12 protein-coding genes are annotated in these 17,018 nt (G+C 71.9%); 7 read left to right on the forward strand and 5 right to left on the reverse strand.

Going from position 1 to position 17,018, the window contains the following annotated elements:
- The first annotated feature begins 248 nt into the window (after positions 1–248).
- Entirely contained in the window at positions 249–935 is a 687-nt protein-coding gene (locus ACIPPS_RS23415) for a DNA-binding response regulator (protein WP_401435289.1), read from the forward strand.
- A gap of 63 nt (positions 936–998) precedes the next feature.
- Here the strand turns inward: ACIPPS_RS23415 and ACIPPS_RS23420 are convergent, their stop codons facing one another.
- A complete protein-coding gene (locus ACIPPS_RS23420) occupies positions 999–1,880 on the reverse strand; it encodes an ABC transporter permease (protein WP_401435291.1) in 882 nt (293 codons plus the stop codon).
- A complete protein-coding gene (locus ACIPPS_RS23425) occupies positions 1,877–4,708 on the reverse strand; it encodes an alpha/beta fold hydrolase (RefSeq protein ID WP_401435293.1) in 2,832 nt (943 codons plus the stop codon). The genes ACIPPS_RS23420 and ACIPPS_RS23425 overlap by 4 nt, the downstream gene beginning before the upstream one ends.
- A 132-nt stretch (positions 4,709–4,840) precedes the next feature.
- Here ACIPPS_RS23425 and ACIPPS_RS23430 point away from each other — a divergent pair, with 132 nt between their 5' ends.
- From ACIPPS_RS23430 to ACIPPS_RS23445, 4 genes are all read left to right on the forward strand, one after another.
- Complete coding sequence (locus ACIPPS_RS23430; RefSeq protein ID WP_401435296.1) at positions 4,841–5,266, forward strand: GNAT family N-acetyltransferase; 426 nt, start codon at positions 4,841–4,843, stop codon at positions 5,264–5,266.
- Positions 5,267–5,375: 109 nt separating this feature from the next.
- Entirely contained in the window at positions 5,376–6,572 is a 1,197-nt protein-coding gene (locus ACIPPS_RS23435) for a S8 family peptidase (RefSeq protein WP_401435298.1), read from the forward strand.
- 94 nt (positions 6,573–6,666) lie between these two features.
- On the forward strand, positions 6,667–7,518 hold the full coding sequence (locus ACIPPS_RS23440) for a hypothetical protein (protein ID WP_401435301.1): 852 nt from the start codon (positions 6,667–6,669) through the stop codon (positions 7,516–7,518).
- Positions 7,519–7,529: 11 nt separating this feature from the next.
- Complete coding sequence (locus tag ACIPPS_RS23445; protein ID WP_401435303.1) at positions 7,530–7,811, forward strand: hypothetical protein; 282 nt, start codon at positions 7,530–7,532, stop codon at positions 7,809–7,811.
- Between the two features lie 12 nt (positions 7,812–7,823).
- On the opposite strand, the gene ACIPPS_RS23450 is transcribed toward ACIPPS_RS23445, so the two are convergent.
- Together ACIPPS_RS23450 and ACIPPS_RS23455 are read right to left on the reverse strand one after the other, a co-directional pair.
- Positions 7,824–8,423: a DUF4291 domain-containing protein gene (locus ACIPPS_RS23450; protein WP_401435305.1), complete on the reverse strand. Its 600-nt coding sequence runs from the start codon at positions 8,421–8,423 to the stop codon at positions 7,824–7,826.
- A 75-nt stretch (positions 8,424–8,498) separates the two neighbouring features.
- Positions 8,499–11,264: an ATP-binding protein gene (locus tag ACIPPS_RS23455; RefSeq protein ID WP_401435308.1), complete on the reverse strand. Its 2,766-nt coding sequence runs from the start codon at positions 11,262–11,264 to the stop codon at positions 8,499–8,501.
- A gap of 1,098 nt (positions 11,265–12,362) precedes the next feature.
- Between ACIPPS_RS23455 and ACIPPS_RS23460 the strand changes: the two genes are divergently transcribed.
- A complete protein-coding gene (locus tag ACIPPS_RS23460; RefSeq protein ID WP_401435310.1) occupies positions 12,363–13,481 on the forward strand; it encodes a M48 family metalloprotease in 1,119 nt (372 codons plus the stop codon).
- Positions 13,478–15,418 (forward strand): hypothetical protein, encoded by a 1,941-nt coding sequence (locus ACIPPS_RS23465; protein WP_401435313.1) that lies wholly within the window; start codon positions 13,478–13,480, stop codon positions 15,416–15,418. Before ACIPPS_RS23460 ends, ACIPPS_RS23465 begins: the two co-directional genes overlap by 4 nt.
- Before the next feature lie 90 nt (positions 15,419–15,508).
- Here ACIPPS_RS23465 and mmsA read toward each other — a convergent pair whose 3' ends face one another.
- The gene (mmsA, locus tag ACIPPS_RS23470; RefSeq protein ID WP_401435316.1) at positions 15,509–17,011 is read right to left on the reverse strand and encodes a CoA-acylating methylmalonate-semialdehyde dehydrogenase; all 1,503 of its coding nucleotides are present in this window, start codon (positions 17,009–17,011) and stop codon (positions 15,509–15,511) included.
- Positions 17,012–17,018 lie beyond the last annotated feature (7 nt).

The following is a 17,018-nucleotide window of genomic DNA, read 5'->3' on the forward strand; positions in this document are numbered from 1 at the left end:
CGCTTCACGTCATCTCCCCCTCAAGGTCCGTCACTTGTGAATGTGACGCGCGCGAGGCCCGGGCGGACCGGACGAAGGAGTTGCGGAAGGGTCTCAATGCGGCAACGGCGGCCAGGGCGGGCTCCCGTGGCATGGACTCGCCACCTTTGTCACCAGGGGTTGTCACCGTGCGCAGTCGCGTGCGTACATGGAGTGGCACACCGATCGGGCGGGGGTGGTCAGCGGTGGGTGAGACTGCGGGATCCGTGATGCTCGCGCGATCGGCGATGAACCGGGCCGTGCCGGAGGCCCAGCGACCTCCGGGCCGTCCCGTGCGCGGCACGCGCCGGATCAGCGCCGCGCTGGCCGGCCTCGCCTCCTCCACCCGGCACGAGTTGCTGACCTTCGACGACCCGGCCGCCTCCGTGGGCCGCGCGATCCCCGAGCCGTTCCTGGAGTTGGCGGGAGCGTGCATGCGGGCCGCGGCGGAGCGGGCTCCGGAGGTCAGACGGATCGTGCCCCGCCACGCCCTCCCCCAGGTGGCGGGCGCGGTCCACATGCCGGGGCGGGCCCGGCTCGCGGACTCCATCCCGTTCAAGATGATCGTCGTCGACCGTACGGTCGCGGCGGTCCCGCTCGATCTGGAGCTGCTCTACAACGGGTTGCTGCTGATCCGCGATCCGGTCGTCGTGCAGGCCCTCGTCCGCGCCCACCACGCCAGCTGGGACGCGAGCGAGGAGCTGACCGGCGCGACGACCCCGAGGACCGGGCTCCCCCCACAGCTCCGCCCGGTCCTCGAAGCCCTGCTCGCCGGACTCACCGACGAGACGGCGGCCGCCCGCCTCGGCATGTCGGGGCGGACGTACAGCCGCCGGGTCGGCGAGCTGATGCACGCCCTGGGCACGACGAGCCGCTTCCGCGCGGGCGCGGAAGCGGCTCGAAGGGGGTGGCTGTGAGACGGCCGCCCCCAGGGGTGACTGGGCGTCGGCCGCCCCTCAGGGGGTCTCTGGGAGGCCGCCCTAGGACACGACGTCCTTGCGGGCGAAGCCGCGGAAGGCCAGCGCGAAAAGGATCACCGCGAAGGTCACCGAGATCGCCGTGCCCTTCACCATCCCGCCCCACTCCAACTGCGGCTGGAGCGCGTCCACCCAGGCGTACTGCCAGTGCGCCGGAACGAAGTCGCGCCAGTCGCCGAGCGCCGTGACGGCGTCCAGGACGTTGCCGATGATCGTCAGACCGACCGCCCCACCCACGGCGCCCAACGGGGCGTCGGTCCGGGTGGACAGCCAGAAGGCGAGCCCCGCCGTGACCAGTTGGGAGACGAAGATGAACGCGACGGCAAGCGCCAGCCGGGGCAGGGCCTCGTCGGCGGGCAGAGCGCCGCCGGTGGGAAGCTTCAGCGGCCCCCAGCCGTAGGCCACCGTGCCCGCGATCAGCGCGACCAGCGGCAGCAGCACCATCGCCGCCGCGCTGAATCCGAGCGCCACCGCCAGCTTCGACCAGAGCAGCCGGGCCCGGGGCACGGGCGCCGCGAGCAGATAGCGCAGCGACGACCAGCTCGCCTCCGAGGCGACGGTGTCCCCGCAGAACAGCGCCACCGCCACCACGAGGAGGAAGCCGGCCGAGACGAAGAGACAGGTCGCGGCGAAGTTCGCCGCCGACGCCGTCGCCGTGTCCATCAGCGTGATCCGGCCGTTGCCACCGTCGCCGTCCTGGTCCCCGCCGATCGCGAAGGCGATGATCAGGATGAACGGCAGGGCGGCGAGCACCGCGCCCATGACCAGGGTGCGGCGACGCTTCAGCTGCCGTACGGCCTCGACGCGCAGCGGCAGGGTGTGCCGCGCCCGGTAGCCGGGGGCGGTCTCCTGGAGCTCCGCCGGTTCAGCGGTCTTCGTGCTCATGCGGCTCCTCCTCCGATCAGGGTCAGGAACGCGTCCTCGAGGCGCCGGTGCGGTCCCACACCGGTCACGGGCACGTCCAGGCGGACGAGTTCGCCGATCAGGGCCGTCGTGTCGGCGCCGTCGAGCCGGACGAGGAGCCCGCCCTCGGTCCGTACGGCCGAAGCGATGCCGGGCAGCGCGCCGACCTTGTCGACGAGCGGGTCGGGGACGCTCTCCCCGAGCGTCACCAGCAGGGTGTCGCCCGCGCCGGTGATCTCGCCGACCGGGCCCGCCTGGACGAGCTGACCCCGGTGCATGACCACGAGATGGGTGCAGGACTGCTCGACCTCCGAGAGGAGGTGGCTGGAGACGATGACGGTCCGGCCCCCCGCCGCGTACCGGATCATCACGTCCCGCATCTCGCGGATCTGTGGCGGGTCGAGGCCGTTGGTCGGCTCGTCGAGGATCAGCAGGTCCGGCATGCCGAGCATGGCCTGGGCGATGGCGAGCCGCTGCCGCATGCCCTGCGAGTACGTCCGTACGGCCCGGGCCAGGGCGTCGCCGAGACCGGCGATCGCCAGCGCCTCCTCGATGTGCGCGTCCTCGGCCGGACGGCCGGTGGCCTTCCAGTACAGCTCCAGGTTGTCCCGCCCGGAGAGGTGCGGCAGGAAGCCCGCGCCCTCCACGAACGCGCCGACCCGGGAGAGCACCGGGGCGCCCGGGCGGACGGCCTGCCCGAAGACCCGGATCTCCCCGTCGTCGGGGGTGATCAGGCCCATGAGCATGCGCAGCGTCGTCGTCTTCCCCGCGCCGTTCGGCCCGAGCAGACCGAGGACCTGCCCCTGCTCGACCCGGAAGGAGAGGTCGCGTACGGCATACCGGTCCGAGGACTTGGCGTACTTCTTCGTCAGACCCGTGATCTGCAGCGGTACGACGGCGAGCTCGGGGTCCGGGGCGGGGGCCGAGGTCCGGCGCCGGCCGGTCAGCAGCAGCGCGGCCGCGATCACCACACCCACCAGCGGCAGCCCCCACACCCACCACGGGAGCGCGGTCGCCTGGGTGTCCACGGCGGGCGCCGTCGGCACGGTCAGCGGGGACTCGACGGCGACGGTGTACGTGGCCGGCACGGCCGGTGAGGCGTAGCCGAGGTCGGTGGCCGCGAGCACCAGCCGCAGCCGGTGACCTGCCTCGACCTCGTGGTCGATCGCGGGCAGCGTCAGCTCCACGCTGCGGCCCTTGCCGGCGTCCTCGACTCGGACCGGCGCGACGAGCTGTGCGGGCAGCACCTGCTGGCGTCCGTCCGGCCCGACGTCGTAGACCTTGCCGAAGAGGACGGCCGAGCCGTCCGGGCTGTCCGAGGTGACCTTGACGCGGACGGTCGGCGTGCCCGTGATCCGTACCGAATCGGCCTGCGGCCTCGCGTCGAACCGCGCGTGCTGGCCGGGGAAGTCGACGGAGAGGCCGACGCCGAGCGAGGAGAGCCGGGCCAGGCCGCCGCCGACGCCGGGGACTGCGGAGATGGCGGGCGGGTTGGCCCCGGCGGGGTTGGCGAAGGACTGCGGACGGCCGCCGTCCCCGAGCGCCAGGGAGAGCGGCTTGGCGCCCTCGCCGCCGGTGAGCCCGGGATAGCGGTCGGCGGACGCGCCGCGCAGCTGCGCCTGGCCGTCGGTGGAGTCGACTCCCCCGGTGCGGCTGACGCGGAAGGCGGGCCCGGTGTCGGCGCCCGTGTCCCCCTTCAGATGGCGGTCGAACCAGTGACCGATCCGGGCCTCGACCCGCTCGGTCTCGCGGTCGCCGCCGTCGTGGCCGCCGGAGATCCAGTCGACGGCGACGGGCGCGCCGTTGGCGCCGACCGTCTTCGCCATGGCGTCGGCGTGGGTGAGCGGGAAGAGGGAGTCGCTCTGCCCCTGGACGATCAGGGTCGGCACCTTGATCCGGTCGCCGACGGCGGAGGGGCTGCGTGCTTCCAGGAGCGTACGGGCGGCGGCGTCGGGCTGTCCCGACACGGCGACGCGCTCGTACATCCCGCACAGCTCGGCGGTGAAGCGCCCGCACGCGTCGGCGCTCGTGTCGGCCCCGACCGCCTGAGCACCGGCCCCCGAGTCCGCACCGGCGCCGGCCCCCGAGCCCGCACCGGACCCCATCCCCTCACCGGCACCCGCGCCCCCACCCGGGCCCGCTTCCGCTCCCGTGCCCGTGCCCGAGCCCGCGCCCGCGCCCGTGGCCGAGCCCGCGCCCGCGCCCGAGCCCGCGCCTGCCGAGAAGAAGATCCCGGCCCAGAGCTTCTTGAAGACGCCGTCCGGGAAGAGGGCGTCGGCGAGGTTCCAGTACGTGATCTGCGGGGCGATGGCGTCGACGCGGGTGTCGTACCCGGCGGCGAGCAGCGAGACCGCCCCGCCGTAGGAGGCGCCGGTCACCCCCACGCGCGGGTCCCCGGCCTTGTCGAGCTGGACCTCGGACCGCTGGGCGAGCCAGTCCACGAGCCGCTGGACGTCCTTGACCTCGTGGGCGGGGTCGTTGAGGCCGATCTGCCCGGTGGAGGCGCCGAAACCGCGCGCCGACCAGGTCAGGACGGCGTAGCCGTCGCGGGCGAGCTGCTCGGCCTGCGCACCGACATCGTCCTTGGAGCCGCCGAAACCGTGCCCGAGCAGCACGGCAGGCCTGCGCTCGGAGCCGGGGCCCGAGGTGAAGTACGAGGTGTCGATCCGCGCCCCGGGCATGTCGAGCAGCTGGTCCGCGCGGTGCACGGGCGGTGGTTCGTCGGAGGCGACGGCGGTCCAGGTACCGGCACCCGCGAGCACGGCGAGGGCGGCCGTGACCGTGGCCCACCGGGGAAGTCGGAATGGCATGGTGTCGAGCCTAGGCGGACCACCCGTGCGACTCGGCTGCCCCCGGGCGGAAATCGGCGGCCTCCTGGAGTCGTACGCCGTACCGTCCCGTACACCAGGCGCGGTATGCGCGGCACGAGGCGAGGAGCGCGGATGGAGATCAGGCGGGCGACGACGTCGGCCGAGCTGCTGGCGGCGGGGCACCTCTACGACGGCCCGCCGAAGGAGCGCTGGGCGGAGGCGTTCCTGGCCGCACCGGGGCACCTGATGCTGATCGCGTACGCCGAGGACGGGTTCCCGGCGGGGTTCGTGTCCGGGATCGAGATGCTCCACCCGGACAAGGGGGTGGAGCTGTGCCTGTACGAGCTGTCGGTGGACGAGGCGTACCGGCGGCGTGGGGTGGGGCGGGCGCTGACGGAGGCGCTGGTGGCGGAGGCGCGGGCGCGCGGATGTTACGACGTGTGGGTGGGGGTGGAGACGGACAACGAGGCCGCACTGCGGACGTACCGGTCGGCGGGGGCCGGGGACGACGGTGGATTCTCCATGCTGACCTGGGAGTTCGAGGTGAAGGACCGGTGAGGGGAGGCGGTGGGGCCTTGTACGGCACCTGACGGCACGAGACTCTGAGGCGCACCCCCGCCCGTACTTCCGGTAACCCGGACAACGAGAGGTTCAGGTGCCCCACCACATGACCCGGATATCCCGCCGAGCCCTGGCGCTCGCGCCGGCCCTGACGCTGGCCGCCGGCCTGCAGTTCGTGGCCTCCCCGACGGCGCAGAGCGCCACCGCCCGCAGCGTCCCCGCCCTCGGGGACCTGCGGCTCGCCCCGGCCTCGCTCGCCGTCGAGAACAGCTGGATCGTCGTCCTCAAGGACGGTACGACGCGCGCCACGGACCTGGGCGTGACGCCGAAGCACCGGTACACCGAGGTCCTCAAGGGCTTCTCGACGAGCATGTCCCGCGCGAAGGCGGCCGAACTGTCGGCCGACCCGCGCGTGGCGTACGTGGAACAGAACGCGACGGTGCGGATGGCGGAGACACAGCCGGGCGCGCCGTGGGGCCTGGACCGGGTGGACCAGCGCGACCTGCCGCTCTCCACGACGTACACGTACGACACGCAGGCGTCGAACGTCACCGCGTACATCATCGACACCGGCATCCGCACCTCGCACAGCGAGTTCGGCGGGCGGGCGACCGTGGGCACGGACACGGTCGGCGGCGGCCAGAACGGGCAGGACTGCCAGGGCCACGGCACGCACGTCGCGGGCACGGTCGGCGGCGCGCGGTACGGCGTGGCGAAGGGCGCGAAGCTGGTGGCGGTAAGGGTCCTGGACTGCGAAGGGTCCGGTACGACGGCCGGCGTCATCGCGGGCGTCGACTGGGTGACGGCGCACGCGGTCAAGCCGGCGGTCGCCAACATGAGCCTGGGCGGGGGCGTGAACGCCTCGCTGGACGACGCGGTGAAGCGCTCGATCGCCTCGGGCGTGACGTACACGGTCGCGGCGGGCAACGGCACCCTGCTGGGTCTGCCGGCCCGGGCCTGCAACTACTCCCCGGCGCGGGTCCCCGAGGCGATCACGGTCGGCGCGACGGACGCGGCCGACAAGCGGGCCTCGTTCTCCAACTACGGCACGTGCGTGGACCTCTTCGCGCCGGGCGTCTCGATCACGTCGGCGTGGAAGGACGACGACGCGGCGACGCACACGATCTCGGGCACGTCGATGGCGACCCCGCACACGACGGGTGCGGCGGCCCTCTACCTCGCGACGCACCCCACGGCGACCCCGGCCCAGGTGAGCAAGGCCCTGCTGGACAACGCCACCCCGAACAAGGTCCAGAACCCCCTGTCAGGCTCCCCGAACAGGCTCCTGCACACCCGCTTCTAACCCCCCACCCGCCCAAGGAGACCCCCACCCGCCGGGTAGGGGGTTTTTCCTGGCGAGCACGTGGCGTGGGTGACGTACGCTCAACCACACGACGGTGACGCCTGCCCGTCGACACCGGAGCGGATCGTCGGCTGCACGGACGGGGTGGAGCACCGCAACCAGCGACTCGCCAAGCCACCTGTCGCGCCTCGAGCGTCGTCCGCGGGCCAAGGACCGACATGCACCGTGGGGGCGGTCCCGGCCGCCCGAGCCCGAGATACCCGATCCGCCCGTCGCGGAGGCGGAGACTGCTCGGGAGCCGGACGAGCCGGAGGAGCCGGACGACGGCCTGGAGTCCGAGGAAGTCGCGGCGGCCGACGAACGCGACGATGAACGGACGCCGGCTGCCGAGACCTTGGACCCGGAGACCGTCCAGCAACGGATCGACGAGCTGGACGACCGGAAGGGCGGCGAAGGGCACGCCCCGGGACGCCACTTGGACGTGACCGAAGACCAATTGAAGGATCGCCTCGGCAAACCGATCCTGGAGAACGGTTCACCCAAGCTGTACGGCTCCGCCTCCCAGTACGTGGGCCATATGAAGTTGGAAGAACAGAAGGATCCGCTCACGAACAGCACCGTCGACGGCGTGCATGGCGGAGTGCACCGTTGCGGAGCATACGCGACCAAGTTCGAGAATCCGGAGGACTTGGTAACGGCCGACGAGTACTGCCGTGCATACATAGAAGACAATGGGATTCCGCCTGACAAGGTCCCCATCGAGGACGTTCTGGGCGAGGACGGCCATGAACGCTGCCAGGGCTTCTACCTCGATCCGTCCGACCCGGACACGGCCCTCGAGGTCGACTTCGAAGGCGGATTCATCAAGCCCGTCTACCACTTCCGTGACGGAGCCTGGCAACTCCATACCATGTACCCGAATCCCGCCCACATGAGACACCCTTAGGAGAGCTGACAGTGAATGAAGAACTCCAGCGTTTCATCAGCGTCTACCTTCAACAGGAGGTGGCGTACGACGACATGTCGGCGACCCGCGAGACACTGGAACACTTCAAGCCGGAATGGAAGGACGCGGTTCGGCAGGGACTGCTGTCCGTCCTGAACGAGAGGCGACTCACGGCGGAGGAGTACGAAACCCTCACGTCCATCGAATTCGACACCGAGGACGCCCTCTACTCCTACCTGCAGGATGTGTACGACTTCCTTTTCGGAGGAGGCGAGAAGCAGCCTGTCCCGTGAGTCGAGGCAGCCTCAACGCACCACCCGCCCGAGGAGACCCCCACCCACCGGGTAGGGGGTCTCCTCGGGCAGTTCGGCGGTGGCCGCGTCGGTGTTTCCCGCGCGCACGAGCGCGTGGATCCGGTGTGCGAGGGGCGTGACATCCCGTACGGAGACGATCCACTCGTCCCCGTATCGCCGCGCCGCCTCCCCCGAGAGCCCGAGCTGCAGGGATCGGTGCGGCAGTGCCTGGAGCCGCAGATCCCGTTCCGGATCCCACTGCACCCGCGTCGGCGCCTGCCGCAACTCCCGTTCCCAGGACGCCTGGTCGGCATGGAATCCGCGTACGTAGTGCGACAGACAGGCGTTCCGCAACGCCCATTCGAACCCGTCGCGCCGGATCTCCACGGCGAGCACGGTCTGCTGTCCTTCCTTCAGACCCCACCCGCAGCGGTACATCATCCACAGGAACGACGGCTTGATCCACGTCATCCGATCCCGCTTCCACGCCTCCGGAAACCGCCCGTCCCGAGCGGCCGGCACCCCGATGGCGGGCTGGTACGCCTGATAGACGGTGACCGTGGAGGCGGTGTGCAGGGCGCGGATCTGATACTTCGGCAGTACGACGGACATGGCCCCAGCGTGCGCGACGACGCGCCCCGGGAGCCAACGGTTTACGGAGAGCCCTTCGACCGGATGGTCAGCCGTCTACTCCTGCCCCTCGCCCCTGCCCCCCGTGGACGGCTCGGGCCTGGCCGGCTTGCGCGGTCTGCGCTCGAAGCACGTGAGCGCCTGGGCGAAGCGCCGGGACCAGTCCTCCGACGGGTCGGCACAGCCGACGACACGCTCCACCACGGACGGCGCGGCGCGCCCGTGGTAGTACTGCCGTGTCTTCGTCCCCTTACGCGCCTTCCATCGCGGTTCCGCGATCGGGCAGGGGTCGCGCCCGTCGAGCTGGGCCCGCATCATCGCGGCGACGTGCGCGGCGAGGGCGCCGGGCGAGCCGGGTGCTCCCACCCGGCTGTGCACGGCGCGGTCGACGGCCTGGCCGATGGCGCACTCCACCCCGCGGCGGTCTCCGGCCCAGTGCGGCGCGAGCGCGGCGCGCATCGCCTCACCCGGCAGGGGCGTGACCCAGCCCAACAGGTGCGCCGCGACGGACATCTCGGCCCAGAGGGTGATCCGAAGACCGTCCTCCTCCGCCAGGCGCTCCGAGGTGCGCAACTGCCTGAGCGTGCACGGGGCCGTCGAGCAGCCTTCGCCGCACGCCGCGCTGCGCCGCTCCACCATCGGGGCGGGGGACGCCGGCCGGATGTCCGCCGCGTCCTCCCGGGAGGTTCCGTCCTCCATGCGGACCAGCAGGGGATAGTCCATGCCGTCGGTGAAGACCGCGGCCTCCCCGGGCCTGAGGGTGACCAGATACTCCGACTGTGCCTCGGTGATGTTCATGGTCGCGCCGACGGCCTCACGGTCGTCCTGCGCCGGGAGGCGGTGGACGACCTTGGCGGCGGTGTTCTTGATGACGTCGGGGACGAGTTTGGCGGGGATCTGGTCGGCGATCACCAGCCCTTCCCCGTAGGCGCGGATCTCCGCGAGCAGGCCCGCGAACATCTCCACCGCATGGGCGCTCGCTCCGCCCTCCTCCGAGCGCCGCAGCAGACGGTGGGCCTCCTCGAAGACGGTCAGGTGTCGGAGAGGGAAGGCGATTCTGCGGGTCGTGCGCTGTTCCATGCGCAGGTACTCCACGAGGCGGATGAGGATGGTCCCCATCAGGAACGCCTTGTCCTTGTCGTCCCCGACATCCTCGATCTCGAACACGACGTTGCGCTTGAGGAGTTCACCGAAGTCGATGGGGTGGCCGCCTTCGAGGAACCGGCCTGTCGTGCCGAGCCGGAGGGTGGCGAGCCGGATCTTGATGAAGCCCTTGACGTTGTCCGTGATCTCCTTGCCGTAGCCGATCTCCGCGACGATCCGCAGCGCGGTGTCTTCCAGGTCCTCCAGCGTCGGGTAGCGCGGTTCGGTCCCGGAGTACCGCGCTTCGCCGAGCGTCAGGTCCCAGCCGAGGTCCTCGTAGCAACGCGTCAGCGCGGCGCTCAGCACCTGCGGGAAAGGTTCCTGCGGGTCGAAGGAGGCGAGGAAGAGTGCGCGGACCATGTCGAGGTGCGTCTGCAGCGGGAAGCGTTCCCCGTTCGCGAACACCGACGGCTCCAGCGGGTTCAGGCCCGCCGGCAGGGTGTCCCGGTCGCCGGGCTTGATGACGATGACCTCGTGCTCGTCCCCCAGACGCGCGGACATGAAGCGGTACTCCGCCTTGGCCGGCTCGACGACCAGCCAGGGCAGCCGCTCGCGCGAGGCGGTCTCCAACAGACCGCGCACGGTCTGGGACTTGCCACCTCCCGTCGCCCCGCAGACGAAGGTGTGCCGGTTCAGGGTGGAGCGGGGCAGCTCCAGGTCGCCCACGGGGCCCCGATTGCGGTCCAGGACGGTACCGAGCCGGATCGGACCCGCACCCGCACCCGCCTGAGCGGGCGTGGCCGCCCTGCTCTCCGGAGTCACGTCGAAGTCGGGGCGCAGGACGAACCGCACGCCCGGCACCTCCTGAGCCGGTGGCCTGACCAGCGCGGTCAACAGCTCCGAGCTGCCGTGGAACGGGAAGCGCCCGGCCTCCGACGAGTCGTCGGTGCCGGCGGTCAGCATCGTGGGGAGGTCACCGGCCCACCCGGTCGGCTTGAGCGCGTACGGGAGTCCCGCAAGGTCCGCGGAGGCGCAGACGAGCGCGGCGACCCGCTGCGCGTCCTCGGGCGTGCGGCCGCCGGCGAGCAGACGTATGCGCCACAGGCCGGTGGCCGAGGCCTTGGCCAGTTCCTCGTGCCGACGCTCCAGGCGGGCGGCCTGCAGACCGTACTCGGGAGAGTCGGCCGCCTTGGACTGCGCGCGTCGCCGCAGGTCCGCGACGTCGCCGGTCAGCTCGTCCAGTTCGTCCGGCGGCACCGGATCGGCCAACACCAGCCAGGCGAAGGCCTCCTGCCACACGGAGAGCAGGCAGTCCTCCAGGGTGGGGCGCGGTCCGGTCGTCGCCTGGTCCCTGGCCTCGCCGTCGACCAGAAGTCCGTCGGAGAGCCCGGAGACGGAGGTCCACCAGGGGAAGGGGGACAGGGTTGCCGCGATCACGCCCGGGGCCTGTCGCCGCGCCCGTGCCCCCGCGGGCAGACGCAGGAGAGTCGTGTCCGGGTCGACGGCGTCCATGCCTCCGGCGAGCGCGGAGCCGCCCAGGAAGACGTCGAGGGGCTGGGTCGCCGACGGTCTGGCCCAGCCGAGGAGGACGCTGCCCTGGCCCGGATCGTGCGGGCCGCCGGCGTGGAAGGCGGAGACCAGCGCGGCGAACCGGTGCCCGCGCAGATCGTCTTCGGGACCCTGGGGCTTGGAGGCGTCCGGCCTACGGCGCGGCACCTCGGTCAGCGCGTACGTGGGCATGCTCAGGAGACGGTGCCACGCTTCGGGGCTCGGTCGGCTGGACATCATGCTCGGCGAGACACCGCCCCCGTCTGTGAGCGGACAACGAACCGTGTTCGTCGCACCCTCCGAGACGGAGCGACGCCTACGACCCCGCCCTCGTCGTAGGTGCGGGGCGTGATCGCCATGGTCCCCCCAGCAGATCGACCTTGTGACGGCATCCTAGAGTTGATCAAGCCGGCGTCCAACCTGTCCGAGTCGTGTGGTCGGCTCAGCGACAACTGGACTCCGGAGAACCAGTGATGGAGCATTACGCTCCTACAGGCCGATGAACGACTCTCCGCTTCGGCGGAACGGGGGCGAGTCGAATCGCTGCAATGCCTCTCGACCGCCTGCCGGTTGGCCGTCGGCCCAACCATGTTGCTTGCAGCGCCTTTTGAGCGCCATACACCAACGGGGCGAACTACGATGGCTCAGCCTGTCGATCCTCCACAGCCGCAAGGCCCGTCGTGGAACGGCGAATTCGCCGCACCAGACCCGCGCGAGGCCCCTGCCCCCCACCCGCAGGGACAGCCTCAGCCCTTTCACGGGCAGGCACCCGTCCACCCGCCGCAGGGACATCCCTCCCCGCCCGCCGGACCTCCGCCGAGCATGCCCACGGCTCCCCCCGCGCAGGCGCCCGGTTACCCGGCTGCGCCGCCGGCGCAGCCGTACGCACCACCGGCCCAGCCGTACGCACCGCCGCCCCAGTCCTACGCGCCCCCGACCCAGCCGCACGTGCCACCGACCCAGCCGTACGCACCGCCGACCCAGTCCTACGCGCCCCCGGCCCAGCCCTACGCACCACCAGCACAGCCCTACGCACCCCCGCCGCAGCCGTACGCACCACCTGCCCAGCCGCACGCGCCCCAAGGTCAGCCTCCCGCGTCCGGGCACTTCGGCGGGGCGCCGTCCACCGCGGGCTTCCAGGCGAGCGGGTACCCCCCGGCGCCGGTGCAGGGACAGCCGCCCGCCCCGGCTCCTGCCACCGCCCCCGGAGTCCCCGTATCGCAGCCCCCCGCCCACCCGCAGCAGGTCCAGGCCGAGCACCCGCAGATACCGGGCGGGACTCCCGCGCCCGTGTACGACCCGACCGCGCCGCCGCCGGTTCGCCGACGCGCGGACGCGTCGTCCATCACGACCCTCCTGCTCTACCTTCCCCTCTTCCTCAGCAGCCTGCTCGTCATCTGGCTGCTGTCCCTGCTGATGCCGCCGGTGCTGGACGTCGTCTTCGTCGTCGCCTGGCTCGCCTCCGGTGCGCTGATGTTCTACCGGCCGACCGAAGACGTACTGGCCCGATTCCTCTTCAAGGCGCGCCGGCCCACCGCCGCCGAGATGGCAAGGCTTCGTCCGCTCTGGGACCACGTGACCCGGCAGGCCGGCGTCGACGGTTCGCGCTACACCCTGTGGATCGAGGACAGCAAAAAGATCAACGCCTTCGCCGCGGCGGGCCACATCGTCACCGTCACACGCGCCTCCCTCCAGGACCTCCCGCCGGAGCAGCTCACCGCGGTGCTCGCGCACGAGCTGGGGCACCACGTGGGAGGCCACGCCTGGTCACGGCTGCTGGGTTTCTGGTACGCGCTCCCGGCACGGATCGTCATGCGTGTCGTCAAGGCCGTCGTCAAGTTCGTGTTCCTCGTGACGGCGCAGGTCGCCTGCCTCGGCGCGCTCTTCTTCGCGCTGATCGTCGGCATCGTGGCCGTCGCCGTGGCCCTGGCCTTCCCGCCCGCGCTGGCCCTCTTCGCCGTACCGCTCCTCCTCGCCTGGGCGGGGCGACGCGGAGAGCTGCGTGCCGACCGGTTCGCCGCGGAGATCGGCTACGGTCCCATGGCGCTCTCCGCGCTCACCGGATGGCAGCAACGCGGCGACGACGACGGTCGAGCGCCCCTGGTCGCACGGCTGATGGCCACGCACCCGCCGTTGCATGAGCGGATCCGCGCGCTGGAGGCGTTGGTGGGCTTCGCCGAGTCTCCCGCTCCTCCGGCCCCGTACGGCGCCGGCATCCCTGCCCCCCACGGCACCCCCGCCCCCTCCGGCACCCCCGCGCCGCACGGCTACGGCACCCCCGCCCCGCACAGCGCCCCCGCGCCGCACGGCTACGGCACCCCCGCCCCGCACAGCGCCCCCGCGCCGCACGGCTACGGCACCCCCGCCCCGCACGGTCCCCACAACCCCACCGGAAACTCTGCCTCGTGACCTTCCAGACGACGAACACCGGAGCCGAGCCCACGGCAGTAGCGGCCCAGCACGTCGGGCGCCTGTTCGCCGGAGGGCAGCGGCTGGGCTGGACCTACCGCGACCCCGAGTCGCTGCGCGTCCACTTCTCCGAGCCGGAACCACAGCGCCAACCCGTCCCCGTCGCCTACGAGAACCGCGCGCACTCCGCCCGACTGGCCCATGAGGCCCGCAAGGCCGCCGTGCCCAAGGCCGGTGGCGCGATCGTGCTGGTGCTCCTGCTGCTGACCGCCGTGGCCGGCGTCACGTTCGCGGTACTCGCCCTCGTGGCCGCCGCGGTCTGCCTGGCCCTCGTCCTCCACGCGGGACGGTCGGCGACCACGGCGGCCACGCACCTGGAGGCCAAGCGCGCGGAGCTGGAGCACCACTTCCAGTACGCCTGGAACGACTGGTACCAGCGCGGCGCGCGGCACACGGCAGCGCAGGACGGATGGGTCAGCGGTCAGCCCGCGTGGGGCGCGCTCCCGACCCGTCCCGGCACGCGGCGCCTGGACGTCTTCGGCGGCAGCCAGCGCAGCCGGGAGGGCTTCCTGACGGTCTTCGGCACCTCGACGCTCCAACAGCAGCCCCTGATCGTGGTCGACCTGACGCAGGCCCACATCTGCCAGGAGCTCGCCGAGCTCGCCGGACTGGCCGGTGTCCCCGTCGACGTGCAACTGCTGCCGAGCCGCATCGCCGACAGCGGCATCGTGAGCGGTCTCACGGCCGACGGGCTGGTCGACGCCCTCGTGGAGGCGATGTACGCCGACGACTCCACGGCGCACCGGGCCGCGAGGTCCCTCGACACCAGGATCCTCCACCAGCTGTGCGGGGTCCTGGGCGGGGATGTCACCCCGGCCCGTCTCGGCGCGGGTCTGCGCGCCCTGGCGGGTGAGTTCGACGACACCGACGCCCTCACGCGAGCGGAGCGCAACCGCATCGCGGACGACCTTTTGGGCGCCAAGAACAAGGACCAGCTACGCGACAGCCTGCTGCGCCTCGTGTCCTTCATCCAGCCCCTGGAACGCCTGGGAGTGGAGCGCGGCGACCGCGGGCCCGGCTATCTCACCTGCATCGCGCTGGACTTCGCCACCGGGTCGGCCAGTACCGAGATGCTGGCCGACCTGGCCGTGCAGAGCGTCACCCGGCGTCTGGCCGGTTTCGCGGAGGCGGTGCCGGCGGTGGTCGTCGCGCTCGGCGAGCAGGGCATCCAGCGGCGGTGCATGGAGCAGTTGGCCAGCGTCTGTGAGCGGCGCGGGGCTCAGCTCACCGTGCTCCACCCGCATCTGCGCGACGGCGCGCAGGAGGTGATCGGCGGCGGCACGGTCGGATTCATGCGGCTGGGCAACCACCAGGAGGCGGGAATCGCCGCCGACTTCATGGGCCGCCACCACTCGTTCGTCATGCACTCGCTGACGGACACCGAGGGAACGACGGTGAGCACCTCGGTGGCCAAGACCGTCGGTTCGTCCCTGAGCACCGGCACCACGCTCAGTGAGTCGGTGACGCGGGGCTCGAACTGGGGCAACAGCAGCACCTATCAGCCCGGGTCCGTGCTCTTCCCGTCGAGCACCTCCACCAACTCCGGTGGCAGCTACAGCGAGACGAGCGGCACGTCGACCAGTACGACGCACACGACCAACGAGTCCACCTCGTACACGACGAGCGACGGAACCAACACGAGTGTCGCGCGGGGTCGGCAGCGGGTCTACGAGTACGCGGTCGAGCCGACCCAGCTCCAGGCGCTCGCCGATTTCAGTCTGCTGCTGGTGGAGCGGGGGCCGGACGGTTCCGTGAGGGTCCACCCCGCCGACTGCAACCCGAACATCGTCCTGCTGGACGGGGTGAGCACCGAGCCGCTCCCGCACGCCGCGCCTCCTGCGGCGGTCACGGCTCCCGGCTGGGCCGGGAGAGCGTAGACGGGCGTGAGCGGGCCCGGCGCCCCGCCACGGAACGACCTCGACCCCCGTCGGCCGGAGCCTGCGGGGGTCGAGGGGGGACGGGGGGCGTCAGTGGTTGCGGGGGAAGCCCAGGTCGACGCCGGCGGGGGCGTCCGAGGGGTCCGGCCACCGGGTCGTGACGACCTTGCCGCGGGTGTAGAAGTGGACGCCGTCGTTGCCGTAGATGTGGTGGTCGCCGAAGAGCGAGTCCTTCCAGCCGCCGAAGGAGTGGTAGCCCACCGGCACCGGGATCGGGACGTTCACGCCGACCATGCCCGCCTGGATCTCCAGCTGGAAGCGGCGGGCCGCGCCACCGTCGCGGGTGAAGATCGCGGTGCCGTTGCCGAACGGCGAGGCGTTGATGAGGGCCACGCCCTCCTCGTACGTCTCCGCGCGCAGCACGCACAGCACCGGGCCGAAGATCTCGTCCTGGTACGCCTTCGCCGTCGTCGGGACCCGGTCCAGGAGCGAGAGGCCGATCCAGTGGCCGTCCTCGTGGCCGTCCACCGTGTAGCCCGTGCCGTCCAGGACGACCTCGCAGCCCTCGTCGGCCGCGCCCTTCACGTACGAGGCGACCTTGTCGCGGTGGACCGCGGTGATGAGCGGGCCCATCTCCGACGTCGGGTCGTTGCCGGGGCCGATCTTGATCTTCTCGGCCCGCTCGCGGATCTTCTCCACCAGCTCGTCGCCGATCGCGCCGACCGCGACGACCGCCGAGATCGCCATGCAGCGCTCACCGGCCGAGCCGTACGCCGCCGAGACCGCCGCGTCCGCCGCCGCGTCCAGGTCCGCGTCCGGCAGCACCAGCATGTGGTTCTTCGCGCCGCCGAGCGCCTGGACGCGCTTGCCCGACGCGGAGGCGGTGGTGTGGATGTGGCGCGCGATCGGGGTCGAGCCGACGAAGGAGATCGCCGAGACGTCCGGGTGCTCCAGGAGCCGGTCCACGGCCACCTTGTCGCCGTGGAGGACGTTGAAGACGCCTTCCGGCAGACCCGCCTCGGCGAGCAGCTCCGCGATCTTCAGCGACGGCGAGGGGTCCTTCTCGCTCGGCTTGAGGATGAAGGTGTTGCCGCACGCGATGGCGATCGGGAACATCCACATCGGCACCATGGCGGGGAAGTTGAACGGCGTGATGCCGGCCACGACGCCCACCGGCTGGCGGATCGAGGCCACGTCGACGCGGTTCGACACCTGCGTCGACAGTTCGCCCTTGAGCTGCGTGGTGATCCCGCACGCCAGGTCCACGATCTCCAGACCGCGGGCGACCTCGCCCAGCGCGTCCGAGTGCACCTTGCCGTGCTCGGCGACGATCAGCTCGGCGATCGCGTCCCGGTTGGCGTCGAGCAGCGCGCGGAACTTGAACAGGATCGTGGTGCGCTGCGCCAGCGACGCCGTGCCCCAGGTCTCGAAGGCGGTCTTCGCCGCGGCCACCGCCGCGTCGACCTCCTCGACCGAGGCGAGCGCCACGCGCGTGGTCACGGCGCCGGTGGCGGGGTCGGTGACCGGGCCCCAGTTGCCCGACGTGCCCTCGACGGACTTGCCACCGATCCAGTGGTTGACGGTCTTCGTCATTTCGTGC

It is taken from the genome of Streptomyces sp. NPDC090127, assembly GCF_044746945.1.
GTDB lineage: Bacteria > Actinomycetota > Actinomycetes > Streptomycetales > Streptomycetaceae > Streptomyces.

Coding starts and splice junctions, on each gene's coding strand:
- ACIPPS_RS23415 (WP_401435289.1), top strand. CDS start 249: ATGCTCGCGCGATCGGCGATGAACCGGGCCGTGCCGGAGGCCCAGCGA.
- ACIPPS_RS23420 (WP_401435291.1), bottom strand. CDS start 1,880: ATGAGCACGAAGACCGCTGAACCGGCGGAGCTCCAGGAGACCGCCCCC.
- ACIPPS_RS23425 (WP_401435293.1), bottom strand. CDS start 4,708: ATGCCATTCCGACTTCCCCGGTGGGCCACGGTCACGGCCGCCCTCGCC.
- ACIPPS_RS23430 (WP_401435296.1), top strand. CDS start 4,841: ATGGAGATCAGGCGGGCGACGACGTCGGCCGAGCTGCTGGCGGCGGGG.
- ACIPPS_RS23435 (WP_401435298.1), top strand. CDS start 5,376: ATGACCCGGATATCCCGCCGAGCCCTGGCGCTCGCGCCGGCCCTGACG.
- ACIPPS_RS23450 (WP_401435305.1), bottom strand. CDS start 8,423: ATGTCCGTCGTACTGCCGAAGTATCAGATCCGCGCCCTGCACACCGCC.
- ACIPPS_RS23455 (WP_401435308.1), bottom strand. CDS start 11,264: ATGCCCACGTACGCGCTGACCGAGGTGCCGCGCCGTAGGCCGGACGCC.
- mmsA (WP_401435316.1), bottom strand. CDS start 17,011: ATGACGAAGACCGTCAACCACTGGATCGGTGGCAAGTCCGTCGAGGGC.